Origin of the sequence: Mesorhizobium sp. M3A.F.Ca.ET.175.01.1.1, from assembly GCF_004791945.1 — a bacterium.
Taxonomy (GTDB): Bacteria; Pseudomonadota; Alphaproteobacteria; order Rhizobiales; family Rhizobiaceae; genus Mesorhizobium.
Genome location: NZ_SRTP01000014.1, coordinates 129,506 through 149,108, shown reverse-complemented (window position 1 = coordinate 149,108; position 19,603 = coordinate 129,506). Strand labels below are relative to the sequence as shown.

Sequence of the window (19,603 nt, the reverse complement as noted above, 5' to 3'; positions counted from 1 at the left end):
CCTCCGCCTCGCCCATTCCTCCGCCATGCGTGCCAACTACAAGAAGCAGCGGCTGTTCGTGCCGGACGACCTCGAAGCGGGCTTCGAGTTCGACGCCGGACAGCAGCAAAGCCATTACCTCGCGCATGTGCTGCGGCTCGGCGAAGGCGCGGAACTTCTGCTGTTCAACGGCCGCGACGGCGAATGGTCGGCGGCGATCGCGGGCAAATCCAAGAAGGCCGTCCGGCTGAAGGTGCTGGAACGGCAAAGGCCGCAACCGCCGCTGCCCGACCTTGTCTACTGCTTTGCACCGCTGAAACAAGGCCGGCTCGACTATCTGGTGCAGAAGGCAGTCGAGATGGGCGCCGGCGTGTTGCAGCCGGTCATCACCCAGCATACGCAAGTGGCCAAGCCCGGCATCGAGCGGCTGCGCGCCAATGTCGTCGAGGCGGCCGAGCAGTGCGGGATCCTGGCGGTGCCGGAGGTGCGCGAGGCGGAAAAGCTGGAGCGGCTGCTTGGCGGCTGGGACAGGGAGCGCCGGCTGATGTTCTGCGACGAGGACGCCTCGACCAACAATCCGCTGCCGGGCCTACAGGCCGTCAAGGAGAAGAAACTCGCGCTGCTGGTCGGACCGGAGGGCGGTTTTTCCGAGGACGAGCGCAGGATGCTGAGGGCACTGCCCTTCGTCTCCGCCATTCCGCTCGGGCCGCGCATCCTGCGCGCCGACACGGCCGCGGTGGCGGCACTTGCGGTGATGCAGGCCACAGTCGGCGACTGGTGATCAAATCCCGTTGAGGCTTGGCTCAGGATTTTTTGCTTGATCGGCTGCTGCCATTTCGTCCATCTAGCGCCCGGCGGCGTGCTAGCCGCTGCGGAGGGCTTTCCATGGCGCGCGATACAACCGATTTCCGGCCCATCGAAGGGGTCGACGAGCTCGTCGCCTATCTGGCGGCCGGCAACAAACCGCGCGAGCAATGGCGGATCGGCACCGAGCACGAGAAGTTCCCCTTCTATGTCGACGGCAACGCGCCGGTGCCCTATGGCGGCGAGCGCGGCATCCGCGCCATCCTCGAAGGCATGCAGGAAAAGCTCGGCTGGGACCCGATCATCGATGATGGCCGCATCATCGGTCTGGTCGAGCCGACCGGCCAGGGTGCGATCTCGCTGGAACCAGGCGGGCAGTTCGAGCTGTCCGGCGCGCCGCTGGAGTCCATCCATCAGACCTGTCGCGAAGGCAATGCGCATCTGGCACAGGTGCGCGAGATCGCCGAGCCGCTTGGTATTCGCTTCCTCGGCCTCGGCGGCAGCCCGAAATGGTCGCTCCCCGAGACGCCGCAGATGCCGAAGTCGCGCTACGAGATCATGACGCGCTACATGCCGAAGGTCGGCACCAAGGGCCTCGACATGATGTACCGCACCTGCACCATCCAGGTTAACCTCGACTTCGAAAGCGAAGCCGACATGCGCCGCAAGATGCAGGTCTCGCTGAAGCTACAGCCATTGTCGACGGCGCTGTTCGCCAACTCGCCCTTCACCGAGAGCCGGCCGAACGGGCTGCAGAGCTGGCGCGGCGACATCTGGCGCCATACCGACAACCAGCGCTCGGGCATGCTCGAATTCTGCTTTTCGCCCGACTTCGGCTTCGCCGACTATGTCGAATGGGCGCTTGACGTGCCGATGTATTTCGTCATCCGCGACGGGCGCTATCACGACATGACGCGCTACACCTTCCGCCAGTTCATGGCGGGAGCCGCGCGCGGCCAGGTGCCCGACGGGCTGCCGACAATGGGCGATTGGGCGAACCATCTGTCGACGCTGTTCCCCGACGTGCGGCTGAAGCGTTTCCTCGAAATGCGCGGCGCCGACGGCGGTCCTTGGCGGCGCATCTGCGCCCTGCCCGCCTTCTGGGTCGGGCTGCTCTACGACGAGCAGGCGCTGGACGCCGCCGAGGCGCTGACCTCGAGCTGGACCTATCAGGAGGCTCTGGCGATGCGCAACGCGGTGCCGGAGCAAGGCATCCTGGCGCCGTTCCGCAACACCACCTTGCGCGAAGTCGCGCGCGACGTGCTGGCGATCTCACGCACGGGGCTGAAGAACCGCGCCCGCAAGAACCGCGACGGCTATGACGAGACCTCGTTCCTCAACACGCTCGACGAGGTCGTGGCGCGCGGCACCACCAGCGCCGAGGAGATGCTGTCGGCCTACCATACGCGCTGGGGCGGTTCGATCGAGCCGGTGTTCATGGAATATGCCTATTGACCGGCGGCTCAGGTTTCGCGCCGCTTCGGTCGAAGACGCAGAGGAGAGCGTTGCGTCAGAAGCGTGACCCCTTCTGAAAATCGATTCCGATTTTCAGGGTCATGCGCTAGGCTCTCCGCGACCACATTGCGGAGGAGAGCCAATGCCGTCCCTGTTCGACATCTTTACGCAAGCGCAGAACGGCGCCGGCATGCAGGCTATGGCCCAGCAGTTCGGGCTTTCCATGCAGCAGACCCAGGCGGCGGTTGAGGCGTTGCTGCCGGCGTTCTCGCAAGGGCTTCGACGCAACACCGCGGACCCATACGGCCTCGGCGCCTTCATGAGCGCAATGGCGAGCGGCCAGCACGCCAAATATTTCGAAGACGCAACGAGGGCCTTTTCGCCGCAGGGCATCAATGAGGGCAACGGCATTCTTGGCCATCTGTTCGGCTCGAAGGAGTTGTCGCGCGCCATCGCTGCCCAAGCCGCACAGGCGACCGGACTCAGCCAGCAGATCCTGCAGCAGATGCTGCCGGCGATGGCTTCCATGATGATGGGCGGGCTGTTCAAGCAGACCAACAATCAGATGCAGGCCAGCGGATTTGGCGGCAGCGGCAATCCGCTCGGCGAAATCATCGAACAGATGATGCGACAGGCAGGCGGCGGCGTGCAGCGCCAGTCGCCGCAACCGGCCCCCAATCCATACGGGGACAACCCGTTTGGAAAGGTTCTGCAGGACATGTTCGGGGGCGGCGCGCAGCAATCGCAAAGTCAGCCGCAGCAAGCGCCCAATCCGTATGGCGACAACCCGTTCGGCAAGGTGCTGCAGGATATGTTCGGCGGCGGTGCGCAGCCGCAAGGCCAGCCCCAACAGACGCAGAGCCCCTATGGCGACAATCCGTTCGGCAAGATGTTCGAGGAGATGCTGCGCCAAGGCGGCAGCTTCGGCATGCCCGGCGCGCAGCCGGCGCCGCAGCCCGAGGCATCACAGCCGAAAACAAACCCGAGCGGCCGGCCGCGAAACCCGTTCGACGATATTTTTGGCCAAATGTTCGAGGCCGGCGCACAGCAGCGCGACGAGTATCAGAAGGGCATGGAGAGCATTTTCGACCAGTTCAAGCGCGGCATGGACCGGCGCTAGGGGCGGCTCACCCTCCAAAAAAAATTCCCGGTCCGCAAGGGACCGGGCAATGTGCAGGCGGGCCGACGGGGAACCGGCAGGGAGTGCTTGGTCGCGCCGGCCCTCGATAAAGTTCAGCGCGACCGGCAAAACGAACTCCGGCCTGTTCAGGCGACCCTGCGGGCGAGATCCTCGACCGTGTCGGCGCGGTCGCTGGCGATGGCGCGCAGCTTTGCCGTCGGATCGCGGCCGAAAGGCACGTCGATGGCGACGTGGAGGTCGGCGCGTGTCAGGCCGATATCGGCAAGCTCGGCATCCGTCATCTCGCCAAGGCGATAGAAGGCGCGGCGATTTTTCCAGGCTCGATACACGTCGGCAACCGCATTGAGCACGCGCGTCGCAACGGCCGGACGCGTGGTGATGCGCGAGGTCTGGGAAGCGAATTCGATCGTGGTCATGTCAGTCTCCTTCGGAGTCGAGCGACGAAACCGTTCAACCGGCGCCTGGGAGAAAGCGCCGTTCCGGTCTCGATACACATGTTGTCATGTGGACAGTCGCAATTTGCCATCACCGGATTGATTAATCCAACGAATGTTTTTAATCTGTAGCATCAACATCAATGATGGATTGGACCGATGAAAGCGCCGCTCGATCTCGATCAGTTGCAGACCTTCATCTCGATCGCCGACACCGGCAGCTTCACCCGCGCGGCGGAGGAAGTGCACCGGACGCAGTCAGCGGTGTCGATGCAGATGCGCCGGCTTGAGGAGCGGATCGGCAAGCCGCTGTTCGAAAAGGACGGCCGCACCAACAAGCTGACCGAGGAAGGCGACAGGCTGCTTTCCTATGCCAGGCGGCTGATCTACCTCAACCGCGAGACGCTCGCCGCCTTCGACGACCAGCGGCTCGAAGGCACGATCCGCATCGGCACGCCGGACGACTATGCCGACCGTTTCCTGCCGGAGATCATGGCGCGCTTCTCGCGCTCCAATCCGCGCGTGGAACTGACCGTCGTCTGCGAACCGACGCCGGGGCTGGTCGAGCACATCAAGCGCGGCAATCTCGATCTCGCGCTGGTGACGCACAACGATACGCGCGGCCAGTCGGAAGTGGTCCGGCGCGAGCCGCTTTTGTGGGTCACCTCGGCCAATCATGCCACGCATGAGCAGGAGATCCTGCCGATGGCGTTCGGCCGGCCGAACTGCATCTGGCGGCGGGCGGCGGTCGACGTGCTCGATCGGCAGAATCGCGAGTACCGCGTGCTGTTCTCCAGCTTCTCGGCCACAGTCATCACGGCGGCCGTGCTTTCCGGCCTCGCAATCTCGGTGCTGCCGGAATGCGCGCTGCGGCCGGGCATGCGCGTGCTTGGTGAAGCCGACGGCTTCGGTGCCCTGCCCGACTGCCGCATCGGCCTCATGCGGGGGCAGACCTCGCAGCCCGAGATCGTCGACGCGCTCGCCCGCCACATCGCGGAAAGCCTCGACAACATTTCGGTGCCGCTGGGTGAGGAGGCGGGAAGCTTCGACTTCGCCGCGCTCGCCTTTGCCAGGATGAAGCGGACAAAATCGAGCCAGATCCTGCCTGGCTGGTGAGCGATCAGGCGCGGGCAGCCGTCCAATCAGGAGCACCACCGGACGACAGGGCGGGCTAGCGCCAGCAACTGGCCGGGCTCCAGGGGCGGCGAGAGCAGGAAGCCTGGTGGCAGCCCATGCCGACGAGCAGCGTTTTCTGCGCGTCGGTTTCGACCCCCTCGGCGGTGACGTCCACGTTCAATGCCAGTGCAAGCTCGATCAGCGCCTTGACGATGGCCGTCGCCTTATCGTCCTCGTCGAGAAGGCGGATGAAGGACCGGTCGATCTTCAGCTTGTCGATGGCGTGGCGGCGCAGATGGCTGAGCGACGAATAGCCGGTGCCGAAATCGTCGAGCACGACGCCCACGCCCGAACCGCGAAGATCGGCAAGAACCGATCTGACGGTGTCGTTGTTTTCGAGTAGCACGTTCTCGGTGATTTCGAGCTGCAGGCGGGATGGGTCCAAGCCCGTGTCCGCGAGAATCGATGCGACCTGTTCGGCGAAGCCGACGTCGCGCAACTGCATCGGCGAGACGTTGACGGCGACCCAGGGCAGCTTGGTGCCCGCGACGAAGCGGCAGGCCTCCAACAGCGCCCATTTGCCCAGTTCGCCGATCAGGCCGCGCTCCTCGGCAATGGCTATGAACTGGGCCGCGGGCAACGCGCCATGCACCTCGTGGCCCCAGCGGACAAGGGCTTCCGCGCCGAGTATCGTGCGGCCGTCAGCCGCGAAGACGGGCTGATAGGCGAGCTTTATACCGCCTGCCCCGGTGAGTGCCTTGCGCAGCTCGGCTTCGACCTTGCGCTTGCGCAGCAGGAGGTCGTCCATATCGCCGGCAAATATCTGATAGCGCCCGCGCCCGTTCTTCTTGGCTTCGTAGAGCGCGATATCGGCCTTGCGCAGGAGATCGTCGGCGTCGGTCTCCGGGCCCGAAGACAGCGCGATGCCGATGCTGGCCCCGACGAAGACCTGGTCATCGACGAGCTTGAACGGCTCGCACAGCTTCTGCAGCAGCCGCTCTGCAACATCCTCGGCGCTTCTGACATCCCGGACATCGAGCAGGATGATGGCGAATTCGTCGCCGCCCAGCCGCGCCACGGTGTCGATCTCGCGGATCGTCTGTCTGAGCCGCGCCGCGGTCTGGCGGACCAACTCGTCGCCGGCGGGATGCCCAAACGTGTCGTTGACATGCTTGAAACGGTCGAGGTCGAGGTAGAGCAGTGCCACCCTCGCCGCGTCGTGGCTCGCAAACAGCAACGTACGCCGCAGACGGTCGTCAAAAAGCGCCCGGTTGGGCAGGCCGGTGAGCGTGTCGTGGAAGGCGAGATACTGCGCGCGATCCTGGCTGGTCTGCAATGCCGAAGACGCACGACGCAGGCGGCGCAGCAGGAACGCCAGAACGCCCACCCCGACAAGTAGGGCAATCAGCAAGGCCGGCCCCATCTTGCGCACGAGGGTGAGGCCGGGCCGCTCCTGGTCCCAGCCGAGATAGCCAAGGATGATGCCGCGGCTGTCCACCAGCGGCACCGCGGCGCTGCCGACCGGCTGCGAGAGCGACAGAAGATGGGCGCCGTCGAGCAGGTACTTGTCGGCGATCCTGGCGATAACGGCGTCGTTTATGAACTCGACGGACACATGCAGATATTCGCTGCCGGGCTCCTGGGTCACCCGGTCGCTGCTCGGAACCAGCGGCATGACGCTCAATATCGCAGGCTTTCCGCCGAGCGAGACCAGATCGGCGACCAGCTTGGCAGGCCCGGCAGAGGCCTCCTGCTTCGGCGGCTCGGCGATCATGGCCCGCAGCTTTTGGATCGTCGGCTGCAGTTCGGGCTCGTCCTCGCCATAAACGGCCGGGGCGAGCACCTTGCCCTCGCGCATGGCGTGCACCGGATGGTTCGCGGCGTCGAGTATGTAGATCCGGTTGTGACCATAATAGGTGTACATCCAGACGCTGAGATTTTCCTCGATCCAGGGCTCGTTGCCGGCTTTCACGTTGGTGACTGAGTCGTCCCAGACGGTCACGCTTTCCTGCTCGCGCTGGACAGCCGCGATTTGGTCCTTCAGACCATTGGCGATGAGTATCTTCTGCCGTTCGAGCGAGACGTGATCGGCCTGTGCGGTCGCATAGATGCCAAATCCGACGACCATGGCCAGCGCAAAGGCAGCCAGTGCCAGCACGGTCACGTCACTTGACGCGTCAAGGGGCTGCTGTTGGGGCCTTCGTTCATGCGTCCTGGCGATTCTCCTGCCGCGAGTGAAACCAAATCAGGCTTAAGATCGCGTTATAATATTAGCGAGGATTGGGCGCCGGGATGGATCGACGCCTTGACTGGGGCCGATATCCGCTCCCCAATCCAAGCATGAGTGAAGCCGCTCCCGAATCACGCAGCAACGCCACCGAGTACACGGTGAGCGAGATTTCCGGCGCCCTGAAGCGCACGGTCGAAGACGCTTTCGGCAATGTGCGGGTGCGCGGCGAAATCTCCGGCTATCGCGGTCCGCATTCCTCCGGCCATGCATATTTCGCGCTGAAGGACGACCGCGCGCGGATCGAGGCCGTGGTGTGGAAGACCACGATGAGCCGGCTGAAATTCCGTCCCGAGGAAGGGATGGAGGTGATCGCCAGCGGCAGGCTGACGACCTATCCGGGCAAATCCAACTACCAGATCGTCATCGACAATCTGGAGCCGGCGGGCGCCGGGGCGCTGATGGCGCTGCTGGAAGAACGCAAGCGCCGCCTGCAAGCGGAAGGCCTGTTCGAGGCCGGGCGCAAGCGGCGGCTGCCGTTCATGCCGTGCGTGATCGGCGTCGTCACTTCGCCGACCGGGTCGGTGATCCGCGACATCCTCCACCGCATCAGGGACCGGTTTCCGCTCGCTGTGCTGGTGTGGCCGGTGAGGGTCCAGGGCGAGACGACGGCCAGGGAAGTGACGGCCGCCGTCAACGGTTTCAATGCCCTTGCCTGGGAGGGCCCCATCCGCCAGCCCGATCTTCTGATCGTGGCGCGCGGCGGCGGCAGCCTCGAGGACCTCTGGGGCTTCAATGACGAGGGGCTGGCGCGCGCGGTCGCGGCCTCGCGCATTCCCGTGATCTCGGCCGTCGGCCACGAGACCGACTGGACGCTGATCGACTTTGTCGCCGATGTGCGGGCGCCGACGCCGACCGGCGCGGCCGAGATCGCGGTCCCGGTCAAGGCCGAACTGGAAGCGATGCTCGCGGGCCTCAGCGCACGGCTCAATGCCTGCACCTCGCGGCATCTGGAGCGCAAGCGCCAGGCGGTTCGCGCGGCTGCGCGAGCGCTGCCGTCGCCCGACCAGTTGCTGGCCCTGCCGCGCCGCCGCTTCGACGAGGCGACCAGCCGACTCGGCCGGGCGCTGATGGTGAATATCGAGCGCAAACGCGCAAGACTGGAGCAGCAGAGACTGACGCCAGCGACGCTGTCGCGCCGCATCAACGAGGCGCGCACGCTGACAGGCCGCGATATTGCCCGCGCGCGGGCGGCCTTCTTCGCCATCGTGCGCGAAAGACGGGCGCGGTTCAAACGCACTGCGGCAAGATTGTCGCCAGCGCCGATCGCAAGGCGGCAGAAGGCACAAGCCGAGATGCTGGCCGGGCTGGCGCGCCGCGAGGATCAGGCGCTGGCGCGACGGCTCGACCGGCTGCGCGCGGCGCTGACGCAGGCCGACCGGCTGCTCGCGACGCTGTCGCACAAGGCGGTGCTGGCGCGTGGCTTCGCGCTGGTGAAGGACGCGGAGGGGGCGGTGGTCAAGCGGGCGGCGGACCTTGCCCCCGGCTCGGCGCTGCAGATCGAATTCGCCGACGGCAATGCCGAAGCCATTGCCACCAGCGGCGGCGCGCGCCCGAAGATGGCCGCCAAGTCGCCGGTCAGGACCAAGGAGCCGGGCAAGCAGGGCTCGCTGTTCTGAGGATGGCATGATCGGCCACGACCCGCATCGCAGCACACCAACCGGCAAGCCAAGGCTGCGCTCGTTCGGCGTGACGCTCGACGGCAGGCCAGGCCGCTTCAACGCCATCACGGACGTGCCGGGCGTAACGGTCGGCTACACCACGCTGATTGCCGGCGACGGCCTGCTGCAGGTCGGCGCGGGCCCGGTGCGCACCGCGTGACGGCGATCCTGCCGCGGCCCCGCCAAGCGCTGGCGACGCCGGTCTTCGCCGGCGTCTTCAGCCAGAACGGCAATGGCGAGCTGACGGGATCGCACCTCATCGAGGAGACTGGCGCCTTCAACCTGCCGGTCACCATCACCAACACCCATTCCTGCGGCCTCACGCGCGACGGCACGCTGCGCTGGATGAGCCGAGTGCTGCCCGAGGCGCTCGACAGCGCCTGGGGCCTGCCGGTGGCGGCGGAGACCTATGACGGCTTCCTCAACGACATCAACGGCCACCATGTGAGCTTCGACCACGTCGCCTCGGCCCTCGACAGCGCAACGGGTGGCGCCATCGAGGAAGGCAGCATCGGCGGCGGTACCGGCATGATCTCGTTCGGCTTCAAGGCCGGCTCCGGCACTGCCTCGCGCATCATCGAATGGCACGGCTCCAGCTACACGCTCGGCGTGTTCGTCCAGGCGAATTTCGGCAGGCGCAGCAATCTGACCATCCGCGGCCGGCGCGTCGGACCGCAACTGGTCGAGCCAGCGCTCCGCGAAAGCACGCCGCGCGCCGAAAAGGGCTCGAGCATCGCCATCGTCGCCACGGACGCTCCGTTCCTGCCGCATCAGATGAAGCGGCTCGCCAGGCGGGTGCCGCTCGGCATCGCTATCACAGGCGGCTATGGCTATCACAGCTCGGGCGATATCTTTCTCGCTTTTTCGACCGCCAATCCCGGGGCCGCGCTGGCGCCATCAGGGCGGATGGCACATGCGGATTTCATCCCGGACGTCGAGATCGATCCGTTCTTCGACGCGGTGGTGCAGGGCGTGGAGGAAGCCATCCTCAATGCGCTGGTCGCCAACGAGGACATGACCGGGCGCGACGGCAATTTCGTGCCGGCGCTGCCCAGGACGTGGCTGAAGGAGAAATTCGGCTAAGCCTCGCGCTCAGCCCAGGTGGGACGTGCCCGGGAGCGGCGGCTCAATCGGACGGCTTGTCCGACTCCGTCTGGTGCGCGTTCTCTTCCGCGGCTTCCTCGAGCCGGGAAGCAATCAGTTCCTGGATGTCCCCGACTTCTTCCTGGATGTCTTCCAGAAGGATGCCTTCCTCGGCGGCCTTGGCGCAGCATTCCTTGGCCAGGGTCTCGGCCTGCTTCTCGATCTTGGCTGGCGAAGGCTGGCAATGGACCTTTTCGCCAATCCACCCCCGCAGGAATTCGATCGCGTGTTCACTCATACTTTGCTTATTCCCTAGCGGCTATGCCGGTTGGTCAACATAAACATCAGCATCCCGCCCGAGAATGCATACCCCATTCGAACCGAGTCGGGCCCGGAGGGCAAGGCATCCTGCCCCAGGTCCACAGAGCGGAAAGTATGGGAAATTGAAGAGGCACGTTCAGTCATCGACACCGTTGGCTGGGTTGCGCTTCGCGCTATGCCTTTGTTTCTTCTTGTCTTTTCGTCGGCACCAAGACCGACATTCATCACCATGCGCGAACGTTTCGCGGCCTGCCAACCCCGCTGTGCCGCCCGGAAGCCGCCGCTATATAGTGATATCCTCACGCAATGTCGACTCTCCCCTTCTGCTACCTTTTGTTCATTCGGTTCGGCAGCCTCATGCACCGCCACAGTCCTTTCGATCGACCCTTGAAGGGGCATCGCGGTGAACGACTGCGGCGGCGGTTACTTCCGTGTTCGATGCATCTCGCACAAACAATTTCAGACGCGGGGAAGAGCCTCCGAGGCCAAATGCCATCAGGTCGGCTCATGTCCCCAAAAGGCGGACCCTGGGGACATCGGGTCCGCCTTGCCTGCCGACGGGCTTCGGGGAAGTAGGCGAGTTTCGGCAAACAGCCGAGGGCAACATTGGTGGGTTTTGGAGTCTTTGCTGGCCCCGGCAAGGACAATAGTGAGCTTGTTTTGCCCCGTGCTCGTGGACGTCATCGACAGCTTCGACACGCTCGTTCGCCTCAGAAGCAATTGGGATACCGTCTGCGCAGCGGATCCGGAAGCGCCATACTTCATGTCCTGGCCGTGGATAGCAGGCTGGTTCAAACGGCTTCGCTATCAATGGCTCGTTCTGGCCGCCCGGAAAGAGGGTTCATCCGACTATGTCGGCTTCTTCCCGATCCAGCTTCGCACCGAGAGAACCAGGGACGGTGCGTTCCACAATGAACTGAGAACGGGCGGCGGCTATTTCGCCGGCTATGCCGGCTTCATCTGCGACCCGGACGTTGAGGAGGACGGAATCCGCTCCTTTGCGGAGGCGACCGTGCAGCTGAACTGGTCCAGGCTGCATCTCGAAAACATCTTCATGTCGCCGCGGCGGCTGCACGGTTTTCGGAGCGCGTTTCCCGCCCCCGAGTTCCTGACGGGCAAGATCAGGCGGCCTGACGACGGCGACGGCATCGATCACGACGTCTATGTCTATGTCCACCTGCCTGGCGACTGGGAAGAATTCCTCAACGGCAGGCTCGGACCTGCGACGCGCAAGACTGCGCGGCGCACATTGCGGGCGATCGACGATGCCGCCGAATACCGTGTGACCGACGTTACCGCAGCGACACTGGAGCGCGACCTGCAGATCCTGATTCGGTTCTGGTAGAATCAGTGGGGCGCCAAACTGGCAGCGCGATACCATCCCGGCCTGCCGCAGGCGATGATCAACAATTTCCGCAACATGCTGCGATGCGCCTTCGAGGACGATGCTCTCTATCTTCCGGTGCTTTGGCAGGGCGAGAAGCCGATCGGCGTGCAAGCAACCCTGATCGACAGGAAGAACCGGTCGCTGATCGGCATGCTCAACGGGCGCGACATGACTATCAGAAAGCCGGCGCCCGGCTTTGCGCTTCACCTCTACAGCATGCGCTGGGCCATCGAGAACGGCTTCAGCGTCTACGACCTGCAGACTGGAGACTTTTCCTACAAATATGATTTCGGCGGCCTCGAGCGTCGGGTGGAGTGCCTGCTGGTGACGACTATGTCGGCGCTGGAGGACACGGCCTGACATTCACGCCGGCAATCGGGATGCCAGATCGATCGGCAGCGTGCTGGAGCAGGCCACCAAATCCCACGAGGCCGGCAATTTCACCAACGCCGAAATCGGCTATCGCCAGATTCTGCAAGTCGATCCCCGCCACGCGCGCACTCTCTAGGCCTGGGTCAGCTGCTTGGCGCCAGGGGCGATCATTGGCCGGCCGCCGATACTTTCCAGTCGCTCGTGGCGATCGCGCCAAGATCGGTGAAGGCCTGGTCGAGGCTGGCTATCGAATTCCAAGCTCTAGGCCGCCACGCAGATGCCGCGGGGGCATTCCGCAAGGTGCTCGAACTCGATCCCGAACTCCCCGGAGCACAATACGTGCTCGGCCGCAGCCTGGCCCAGCTTCGCCAGACCGACGAAGCGGCGAAGCTCCTGAGCGTGGTGCGGGATGGGTCCGATCGTCCCATCGATCCCGTGCTGCGCGCCAAGGCACGCATCCAACTGCAAAGGCTGAGCAGGACGCGAACCCTTGCTACCTCAAGCTGGATCCGGCGATAGCAAGCCCACCGATCTTCGAGCACGCGGGCGGCTGAAGCGCCTGTATCAGAACAAAGAGATGGAGCGGTTCAGCGTTTCCGTGAACGTTCCGCTCTAGCATTTGGCGGGGAAGCGCCTCTGCAGTTCGGTCGTCTCGTCGCAACTCAACGGTTTCGTCTTCTCATTGCGCAACAGCAGGAACAGTTTGGCCGTCTCCTCGAGTTCCTCGACGGAGTAGACAGCCTCGGAAAGGTCGACGCCGGCAACAACCGGTCCATGATTGGCGAGGAGCACGGCATGGCTGTCGGCAGTCCGCTCCGCAACCGCCTGGGCCAGGGCCTCATCGCCGGGCGGGTAATAGGGGACCAGAGGCAGACGGCCGACGCGCATGACATAGTAGGCGGTAAGCGGCGGAAGCACGTCGTCATGATCGAGGCCACAGAGGCAGCTGACGGCGACAGAATGTGTCGAGTGCAGATGGACGACGGCGCCCGCCCTTGGCCGCTTCTCATACATGACGCGATGGAGAAACGCTTCCTTGGTGGGCGCGTCGCCCGAGATGTGCCGCCCCGCCGCATCCAGTTTGGCGATGCGTGCCGGATCGATGGTTCCCATCGACGATCCGGTCGGGGTCATCAACCACCCATCGTCGAGGCGGACGCTGATATTGCCGGTCGATCCGGCGGTCAGGCCGCGGTCGAACATCGATTTCGCATAGCCGGCGATCTGGTCGCGAATTTTGGCGTCGCTCATGCGGGAATATCCAAGGCGCGTTCAAAGAAATCGGGACCACCGAAGTTGCCGCTTTTGAGCGCCACCTGCAACGGCCGATCGGAAAGCGTCGTCGTCCATGGCACGCCAGGCGCGATTTCGGCGCCGATGGAAAGTCCCTGCACCTTGAGCGCCGAAATCACCGCGCCCGAAGTCTCTCCGCCTGCGACGAGCAGCCGGCCGACGCCATCCGCCACGAGCCCCTCGGCGATAGCGGCCAGCGTTTGCTCCATCATGGCGCCGGCCTGCAGGCTGCCATACCGTGCCTGGTTTTCCTCCACCTCGGCGGGATCGGCGGACCCGTAGATCACCACCGGTTGGTCGGCGGGCTGGCTTTTCGCCCAGGAAAGGACCTCCTGCACCACCGGACGCTTCTCGGCCACGGCGTCCAGGTCAATCCTGCGGCTTGGCCAAAGGGCCTTGGCCCTGGCAAGCTGCTGGCGGGTTGCGGCAGAGCAGCTTCCGGCCAGAATTGCCGTCCGTGGCGGCACCCTGGAAGTGATCGTCGTCTCCGCCGGCGTGCGTGGCGAAATGCCAAAATTGGCAGGCAGGCCCATGGCGAGCGCCGAACCACCGGTGACGAGCTTGTGGCCGCGTATGGCGCGCCCGATGGAGCGGAGATGATCGTCATGGATGGCGTCCACCACGACATAGCGTTGTCCTGTCGCGGCGATCGCGGCAAAAGCTTCGGAGATCGCTGCATCGCCCGCGGAGATGACCTCGTGGGGAACGAGGCCGACGCCATGGGCCGACTGTTCCGCCATCAGAGCGACGAGGTCGGAGCGGCGCATCGGCGTCAGCGGATGATCCTTCATCGGCGAATCCTGCAACAGTTGACGCCCGACGAAAAGATGACCGTTGAACACTGACCGGCCGTTCTTGGGAAAGGCCGGACACACGACCGCAATTCCGGCCCCGAGTGCGTCGCTTAACGCGTCGGCAACGGGACCGATGTTGCCTTTCGCGGTAGAGTCGAAGGTCGAGCAGTATTTGAAGAATATCTGCTCAGCGCCGCGCGTCTGAAGCCACCGGAGCGCATCGAGGGATTGCGCAACGGCATCCGCGACAGGGGTGGTACGGGACTTCAGCGCAACGACGACGGCGTCGGCGTCATGAACGTCGAATGTTGCGGCGGGCACGCCGATCGACATGACGGTGCGCATTCCCTCGCGGACGAGAATGCTGGCGATGTCGGTCGCGCCGGTGAAGTCGTCTGCGATGATGCCAAGAAGAATGCCCATCGATCATCCCCGTTTGTAAGGTTCGAACCAGCCCAGGCCGTCGGTCGTTCGACCGCGAGGAAGATACTCGCAGCCGACATAGCCCCTGTAACCGAGCCGGTCGAGTTCGGCGAACAGGAAAGGATAGTTGAGTTCTTCGCTGTCGGGCTCCTGCCTGGACGGCACGCTGGCGATCTGCACGTGCCCGCTGATCGGCATCAGCGTGCGCAGGCGTGTCGTCACGTCGCCATGAATGATCTGACAGTGATAGATATCGAACTGCAGCTTCACGTTGGCGAGGCCGAGCTCGCCGATCCACTGCGCCGCCGCATTGAAATCGTTAAGGAAATAGCCGGGCATGTTGCGCCCATTGATCGGTTCCAGCAGTAGATTCAAGCCCCTTTCGGCGAGAAGATCAGCGGCATGCTCGACCGCGCGACGATAGTTGAGCCGTGCCTGAGGATCGCCGGCATCCGCCAGGCCGGCCATCAGGTGAATGTTCTTCACGCCGGTGGCCTCGGCATAGGCAAGCGCGCGGGTCACGCCTGCGGCGACGTCGTCGAAGCGACCCGACAGGGACGCGAGGCCGCGCTCACCGGCAGCCCAGTCGCCCGGCGGCATGTTGAACAGCGCCTGGGTCAAGCCGTTGCGGACAAGCCGATCCTGGATATCTTCGGGCTTGAAGTCGTAGGGAAACAGATACTCGACAGCGGAGAAGCCGGCCTCGGCGGCAGCGTCGAACCGATCAAGGAACGACCATTCGTTGAACATCATCGTCAGGTTGGCAGCGAAGGCAGGCATGGCTCACCTCGTCTTTTCCGGCAGCGCGGCGCCGGAAAGTTGCGCATAAAGGCGCGCCAGCGAGGAATCGTCATCGCGACCCATGCCGGCGCCACTGGCCGCGAGATACATCTGCAAAGCAGCCGCGCTCACCGGCACGGGGTAGCGTTCGGACCGCGCCATGTCCTGGATGATGCCAAGATCCTTGACGAAAATATCGACAGCGCTGAGCGGCGTGTAGTCGCCGGCGAGCACATGCGGGATGCGGTTTTCGAACATCCAAGAATTGCCGGCCGATCCGGTGATCACCTCATAGACCTTGTCGAGGTCGAGCCCCAGTTTCGCGGCGAGCGAGATCGCCTCGCAGGCGGCGGCGATGTGAACGCCGGCCAGCAGCTGGTTGATCATCTTGAAGGCAGCGCCTCCGCCAGCGGCGTCGCCAAGTTCATAGACCTTGGCGGCCATGGCATCGAGCGCGGGACGCGCGCTGCCGAAGGCAGCTCTTGTCCCGGAAGCCATGATCGTCAATTCGCCCTTGGCGGCGCGCGCCGCTCCACCCGAGATTGGTGCATCAAGATAGTGAACGCCCTTGGCCTCGAGTTGCGAAGCAAGCTTGCGGGCAACGGCTGGATCCATCGTCGCGGAGGCGACAAATACGGTGCCGGGACGCAGGATATCAGCAATGCCGTCCGCGCCGAACAGGACGCTTTCGGTCTGCGCCGCGTTGACGACCACCGCAACGACGGTGTCGGCCTGCTTCGCGGCGTCCGCGATCGGGGCAGAGCGGCCGCCCGCTTGCACGAAGCGCGAAACGGCATCCTCGGAAATATCGATGCCGATCACATCGAGACCGGCCCTCTTGAGCGAGAGGGCCATGCCCATGCCCATGGCTCCAAGGCCGATTACCACCACCACCTGGGCTGTTTGTCCATTTCCCTGAAGGCTTGTCATATGATGATCCTTGAATGACGAGTGGGCTGCCTCCCCGGCGCCAGGCGGCGGGGAGGCGCTTGTTCAGCGGTTCACAGTCTTGGCCGGCACGCAAAGCGTTGCAATGCAGCCGACAATCAAGCCTGCGGCCAGAACGTACATGCCAATGGCATTGTTGCCTGTGGCGTCCTTGAGGTAGCCGATGATGAACGGTCCAAGGAAACCGGCGAGATTGCCGACCGAATTGATCCAGGCGATGCCTGCCGCGGCGCCGGTGCCGGCCAGAAATGCAGTCGGCAAGGACCAGAACAGGGGCGCGCAGGTAATCACACCGGCAGCGGCCAACGAGAGCGCTGCGATGGCAAACCCGGTGCTCGATGCGGTGGTTGCGGCGATGAAACCGACACCAGCGAACATAGCCGGAACGACGAGATGCCAGCGGCGTTCGCGGAAGTGGTCGGACGAACGTCCAAGAACAAGCATGGCAACGAACGTGCAGATGTAGGGAATGGCCGAGACCAGGCCGACGTTGAAATTGCCGACAACCCCCGAAGCCTTGACGAGAGACGGCATCCAGAAGTTCAAGCCGTATTGGCCGAACACGAAGCAGAAGTAGATGAGGCTCATCAGCCAGACGCGACCATCGCGCAAGGTTGAGCCGAGGCTATGCGGGCTGTCCGTCTTGGTCCGGTTCTCGGCCTCCATATTGGCCAGCAGCACATCTTTCTCGGCTCGGTCCAGCCATTTTGCCTCTTCGATGCCGTTGTCGAGATAGGAAAGAACCACAAAGCCCAGCAAGACAGCGGGAACGGCCTCGATCAGGAACATCCACTGCCAGCCGGAAATGCCGTGGAAGGTGTGGAGGCCATCCATGATCCAGCCCGAGAGCGGATTGCCGAAAATGGACGAGACCGGGATGGCCGACATGAAGGTCGTGATGATCTTGGCGCGCCGATGGGACGGGTACCAGGACGTCAAATAGAGAATGATGCCCGGGAAAAAGCCGGCTTCGGCCAGACCAAGCAGGAAGCGCAGGATGTAGAACATCGTTTCCGAGCTGGTGAACGCGAAGGCGGCGGAAATGATGCCCCAGCTGATCATGACGCGGGCGATCCATATCCGCGCGCCGATCTTGTTCATGAGCAGATTGCTGGGCACTTCGAAAAGAAAGTAGCCAAGGAAAAAGACGCCTGCGCCGAAGCCATATGCGGCGTCCGAAAGGCCGAGTTCGCCGGACATCTGCAATTTGGCGAAGCCGACATTCACGCGGTCGAGATAGGCGACCACATAGCAGATAATGAGAAGTGGTATGATCCTCCAGAAGACTTTCTTGTAAGCAGCATTCTCCAAGGTCTCGGACATGCCCGTTCGGGCAGCCGATGCCTGATCCAGCACCGTCATTGCTCTCCTCCGATAAAATTGGGGTCCCTATCCCCGCCTCCGGCGCCCCGTTTTGGCAGCGCTGCCATTTTGTATAGAGAATTTTGGCAGCGCTGCCAAGCAGTTTTTGGCAGCGCTGCCATTGAATAATCGAATCCTTTTTCTAGAATGCCTGCGAACGTTGCGTTGGGCGCGCAAAGGGGGACAAATGGACCTGAAAACCACTCCGATCACATTGGCCGAGGTTGCCGACACGGCGGGGGTGGGCGAAAGCACGGTCTCGCGCGTGCTGCGCAATCATGGGTCATTTTCCGAGAAGACGCGTGCCCGCGTCATGGCAGCGGTCGACAAGCTCGGCTACGTTCCCAACAAGATCGCGGGAGCCTTGGCATCGACGGGCACGCCGTTGGTTGCCATCATCGTGCCCTCACTGTCGAACATCGTATTCGCCGACGTCCTCAGCGGCGTAACCCGGCCGCTCGAGCTGCGGCAGAGGCAGGCGGTGTTTGCCGTTACCGAATATGATCTGGCACGCGAGGAGGCCCTTGTCGCGGCCGTTCTGGCATGGCGGCCCGCAGCGGTCATGCTTATCGGCCTGGAACACACCGAAGGAACGCGCAAACTGCTTCGCGCCTCGGGCTGTCGCGTCCTTGAATTGCTCGACATCGACGGGGAACCCCTCGACATCGCGGTCGGGTTCTCGCATCGCTCGGCAGGCAGGGCTACCGCGGCTTATCTCGTCGAGAGAGGCTACACCCGTATGGCTTATGTCGGGCACGACATGGACCGCGATACCCGCAGCGCAAAACGCTTCGAGGGGTTTGTCGATCAGCTCAATCAGGCGGGGCTCGCGCTGAAAGATCTGCAAATCCGCAATGCGCCCTCCTCCGTCAGCGTGGGAAAAGAGGGGCTAGCGAGCATCTTAGGCCGATCCCCTGACATCCAGGCCGTGTATTTTTCCAACGACGACGTTGCGCTGGGGGGCTACTTCCATTGCCTGGCAAAGGGAATTTCCGTGCCGGACCAGCTCGCGATCATCGGGTTCAATGCCCTCGATATTTGCCGCCACACCCCGCAACCCATCGCCAGCATCCTCACGCGGCGTGTGGAAATAGGAAAGCTGGCGGCGGAACTCCTATTGGAAGAGGCGCCGGCCCAGACGGTCGATGTCGGCTTCCTGCTTGTGCCGGGTGAAACGGTTTGACATGCATGTCGCCCGAAGCGTGTAGCGGTTCTGGGGCAACGACATGCATCCAAACAAAAACTTAAAGCGCGTCGCCTGAATCGCTTTCAGAGCGACGCGCTTTGTCGCGCCGCTTCGGCCCGGCCTTCCAACCGGTGGAAAGACGACCGCTGTGCGGGTCCGAACGCCGTGGGGCTCGTGGTGGAGAGCGCGGCCTCAGACAGGTCCTGGGTCGCGCGGGTCGAAAGCTGCCGGCTGCCAGGCGGAGCGAGGACGGTGCGTCCACGCGGGAGCCCGACCGGACCCCGCGCCGTCCGCGATTATCTTCTTCATCCGTCTTGTGTTGCGGGCCCGGTCAGGCCGGACCCGCCTTTGCGAGGTGTCAGTTGCAGGCTGGCTTAGCCTTGTTGCAGGCATCCAGCAATTCCGGCGGCGGATCCTTCTTGAACACGATCTTGCAGGATTCGAGCACGTTGGACTGCACCACGGGCAGCGACTGAACGGCGATCCAGGGCGGCGTCTCCTTGCCGATCAGCGCGTTCATCATGGCGAGCGCTTCCGCAACGCCCTGGTCATAGGGCCGCTGCGAGCCGGTGGCCTTGAGCTGGTCGCCCTTGGATCTCGATTGCCGACTGCAGGCCGAGATCGATCGTGGTCATCGGGGTGTCGATACCCTGGGCACGCATCGAGCTCAGAGTATCTGGTTCTCGACGCATAGGAAAGGCTTGAGCCGCCGCTCGTTGTGGTCGCAGACAGTTTGTTGAAGCGTCCAGCAGCCGCCATAGCGAGCCCGCGCGGCGC

Annotated in this window: 17 protein-coding genes and 2 pseudogenes; 10 read left to right on the top strand and 9 right to left on the bottom strand. The window is 63.8% G+C overall.

Annotated elements, in window-relative coordinates; translation table 11 throughout:
• The first annotated feature begins 25 nt into the window (after window positions 1–25).
• The 3 genes from EN818_RS25800 (at window position 26) to EN818_RS25790 (ending at window position 3,358) form a co-directional block, all read left to right on the top strand.
• Window positions 26–760: a 16S rRNA (uracil(1498)-N(3))-methyltransferase gene (locus tag EN818_RS25800; RefSeq protein WP_135905751.1), complete on the top strand. Its 735-nt coding sequence runs from the start codon at window positions 26–28 to the stop codon at window positions 758–760.
• 104 nt (window positions 761–864) lie between these two features.
• A complete protein-coding gene (locus EN818_RS25795; protein ID WP_135905749.1) occupies window positions 865–2,238 on the top strand; it encodes a glutamate--cysteine ligase in 1,374 nt (457 codons plus the stop codon).
• A gap of 142 nt (window positions 2,239–2,380) precedes the next feature.
• Window positions 2,381–3,358 carry a DUF937 domain-containing protein gene (locus tag EN818_RS25790; RefSeq protein ID WP_135905747.1) on the top strand — a complete coding sequence of 326 codons (978 nt, stop codon included), beginning with the start codon at window positions 2,381–2,383 and terminating at the stop codon, window positions 3,356–3,358.
• 146 nt (window positions 3,359–3,504) lie between these two features.
• Here the strand turns inward: EN818_RS25790 and EN818_RS25785 are convergent, their stop codons facing one another.
• A complete protein-coding gene (locus EN818_RS25785) occupies window positions 3,505–3,795 on the bottom strand; it encodes a DUF1127 domain-containing protein (protein ID WP_095808974.1) in 291 nt (96 codons plus the stop codon).
• 177 nt (window positions 3,796–3,972) lie between these two features.
• Here EN818_RS25785 and EN818_RS25780 point away from each other — a divergent pair, with 177 nt between their 5' ends.
• Window positions 3,973–4,929, top strand: a complete 957-nt coding sequence (locus EN818_RS25780) for a LysR substrate-binding domain-containing protein (protein WP_095808973.1) — start codon at window positions 3,973–3,975, stop codon at window positions 4,927–4,929.
• Window positions 4,930–4,984: 55 nt separating this feature from the next.
• Here EN818_RS25780 and EN818_RS25775 read toward each other — a convergent pair whose 3' ends face one another.
• Window positions 4,985–7,093: an EAL domain-containing protein gene (locus tag EN818_RS25775; RefSeq protein WP_245518872.1), complete on the bottom strand. Its 2,109-nt coding sequence runs from the start codon at window positions 7,091–7,093 to the stop codon at window positions 4,985–4,987.
• Between the two features lie 176 nt (window positions 7,094–7,269).
• On the opposite strand from EN818_RS25775, the gene xseA reads away from it, so the two are divergent.
• Window positions 7,270–8,835, top strand: a complete 1,566-nt coding sequence (xseA, locus tag EN818_RS25770) for an exodeoxyribonuclease VII large subunit (protein WP_135905746.1) — start codon at window positions 7,270–7,272, stop codon at window positions 8,833–8,835.
• Between the two features lie 7 nt (window positions 8,836–8,842).
• Window positions 8,843–9,960: pseudogene (locus tag EN818_RS25765) on the top strand (P1 family peptidase).
• A 43-nt stretch (window positions 9,961–10,003) separates the two neighbouring features.
• Here EN818_RS25765 and EN818_RS25760 read toward each other — a convergent pair.
• Window positions 10,004–10,258, bottom strand: a complete 255-nt coding sequence (locus tag EN818_RS25760) for a DUF768 domain-containing protein (RefSeq protein WP_135905744.1) — start codon at window positions 10,256–10,258, stop codon at window positions 10,004–10,006.
• A gap of 672 nt (window positions 10,259–10,930) precedes the next feature.
• Between EN818_RS25760 and EN818_RS25755 the strand changes: the two genes are divergently transcribed.
• From EN818_RS25755 to EN818_RS32835, 3 genes are all read left to right on the top strand, one after another.
• Window positions 10,931–11,626 carry a hypothetical protein gene (locus EN818_RS25755; RefSeq protein WP_135905742.1) on the top strand — a complete coding sequence of 232 codons (696 nt, stop codon included), beginning with the start codon at window positions 10,931–10,933 and terminating at the stop codon, window positions 11,624–11,626.
• 18 nt (window positions 11,627–11,644) lie between these two features.
• Complete coding sequence (locus EN818_RS25750; RefSeq protein ID WP_348631420.1) at window positions 11,645–12,028, top strand: GNAT family N-acetyltransferase; 384 nt, start codon at window positions 11,645–11,647, stop codon at window positions 12,026–12,028.
• 213 nt (window positions 12,029–12,241) lie between these two features.
• Window positions 12,242–12,559, top strand: a complete 318-nt coding sequence (locus EN818_RS32835) for a tetratricopeptide repeat protein (RefSeq protein ID WP_189523841.1) — start codon at window positions 12,242–12,244, stop codon at window positions 12,557–12,559.
• 93 nt (window positions 12,560–12,652) lie between these two features.
• Here EN818_RS32835 and otnC read toward each other — a convergent pair whose 3' ends face one another.
• The 5 genes and pseudogenes from otnC to EN818_RS25720 all read right to left on the bottom strand — a co-directional run bounded on the left by otnC (window position 12,653) and on the right by EN818_RS25720 (window position 17,640).
• Entirely contained in the window at window positions 12,653–13,291 is a 639-nt protein-coding gene (gene otnC / locus EN818_RS25740) for a 3-oxo-tetronate 4-phosphate decarboxylase (protein ID WP_095809275.1), read from the bottom strand.
• Window positions 13,288–14,550 (bottom strand): 3-oxo-tetronate kinase, encoded by a 1,263-nt coding sequence (gene otnK, locus EN818_RS25735; protein WP_135905736.1) that lies wholly within the window; start codon window positions 14,548–14,550, stop codon window positions 13,288–13,290. Before otnK ends, otnC begins: the two co-directional genes overlap by 4 nt.
• Window positions 14,551–14,553: 3 nt before the next feature.
• Window positions 14,554–15,330 (bottom strand): 2-oxo-tetronate isomerase, encoded by a 777-nt coding sequence (gene otnI / locus EN818_RS25730; protein WP_135905734.1) that lies wholly within the window; start codon window positions 15,328–15,330, stop codon window positions 14,554–14,556.
• Window positions 15,331–15,333: 3 nt separating this feature from the next.
• A pseudogene (gene ltnD / locus EN818_RS25725) lies at window positions 15,334–16,272 on the bottom strand (L-threonate dehydrogenase); the annotation flags it as partial.
• Window positions 16,273–16,323: 51 nt separating this feature from the next.
• Window positions 16,324–17,640: an MFS transporter gene (locus EN818_RS25720; RefSeq protein WP_135905730.1), complete on the bottom strand. Its 1,317-nt coding sequence runs from the start codon at window positions 17,638–17,640 to the stop codon at window positions 16,324–16,326.
• 187 nt (window positions 17,641–17,827) lie between these two features.
• Here EN818_RS25720 and EN818_RS25715 point away from each other — a divergent pair, with 187 nt between their 5' ends.
• Window positions 17,828–18,823: a LacI family DNA-binding transcriptional regulator gene (locus EN818_RS25715; RefSeq protein ID WP_135905728.1), complete on the top strand. Its 996-nt coding sequence runs from the start codon at window positions 17,828–17,830 to the stop codon at window positions 18,821–18,823.
• A 361-nt stretch (window positions 18,824–19,184) separates the two neighbouring features.
• On the opposite strand, the gene EN818_RS33805 is transcribed toward EN818_RS25715, so the two are convergent.
• Window positions 19,185–19,349 (bottom strand): hypothetical protein, encoded by a 165-nt coding sequence (locus EN818_RS33805; protein WP_245518871.1) that lies wholly within the window; start codon window positions 19,347–19,349, stop codon window positions 19,185–19,187.
• Window positions 19,350–19,603: the final 254 nt, after the last annotated feature.

What these genes read in the sequence shown, in the direction of transcription:
- EN818_RS25800 (WP_135905751.1), top strand. Translation starts at nt 26, where the DNA reads ATGCGTGCCAACTACAAGAAGCAGCGGCTGTTCGTGCCGGACGACCTC.
- EN818_RS25795 (WP_135905749.1), top strand. Translation starts at nt 865, where the DNA reads ATGGCGCGCGATACAACCGATTTCCGGCCCATCGAAGGGGTCGACGAG.
- EN818_RS25790 (WP_135905747.1), top strand. Translation starts at nt 2,381, where the DNA reads ATGCCGTCCCTGTTCGACATCTTTACGCAAGCGCAGAACGGCGCCGGC.
- EN818_RS25785 (WP_095808974.1), bottom strand. Translation starts at nt 3,795, where the DNA reads ATGACCACGATCGAATTCGCTTCCCAGACCTCGCGCATCACCACGCGT.
- EN818_RS25780 (WP_095808973.1), top strand. Translation starts at nt 3,973, where the DNA reads ATGAAAGCGCCGCTCGATCTCGATCAGTTGCAGACCTTCATCTCGATC.
- xseA (WP_135905746.1), top strand. Translation starts at nt 7,270, where the DNA reads ATGAGTGAAGCCGCTCCCGAATCACGCAGCAACGCCACCGAGTACACG.
- EN818_RS25760 (WP_135905744.1), bottom strand. Translation starts at nt 10,258, where the DNA reads ATGAGTGAACACGCGATCGAATTCCTGCGGGGGTGGATTGGCGAAAAG.
- otnC (WP_095809275.1), bottom strand. Translation starts at nt 13,291, where the DNA reads ATGAGCGACGCCAAAATTCGCGACCAGATCGCCGGCTATGCGAAATCG.
- otnK (WP_135905736.1), bottom strand. Translation starts at nt 14,550, where the DNA reads ATGGGCATTCTTCTTGGCATCATCGCAGACGACTTCACCGGCGCGACC.
- otnI (WP_135905734.1), bottom strand. Translation starts at nt 15,330, where the DNA reads ATGCCTGCCTTCGCTGCCAACCTGACGATGATGTTCAACGAATGGTCG.
- EN818_RS25720 (WP_135905730.1), bottom strand. Translation starts at nt 17,640, where the DNA reads ATGACGGTGCTGGATCAGGCATCGGCTGCCCGAACGGGCATGTCCGAG.
- EN818_RS25715 (WP_135905728.1), top strand. Translation starts at nt 17,828, where the DNA reads ATGGACCTGAAAACCACTCCGATCACATTGGCCGAGGTTGCCGACACG.
- EN818_RS33805 (WP_245518871.1), bottom strand. Translation starts at nt 19,349, where the DNA reads ATGATGAACGCGCTGATCGGCAAGGAGACGCCGCCCTGGATCGCCGTT.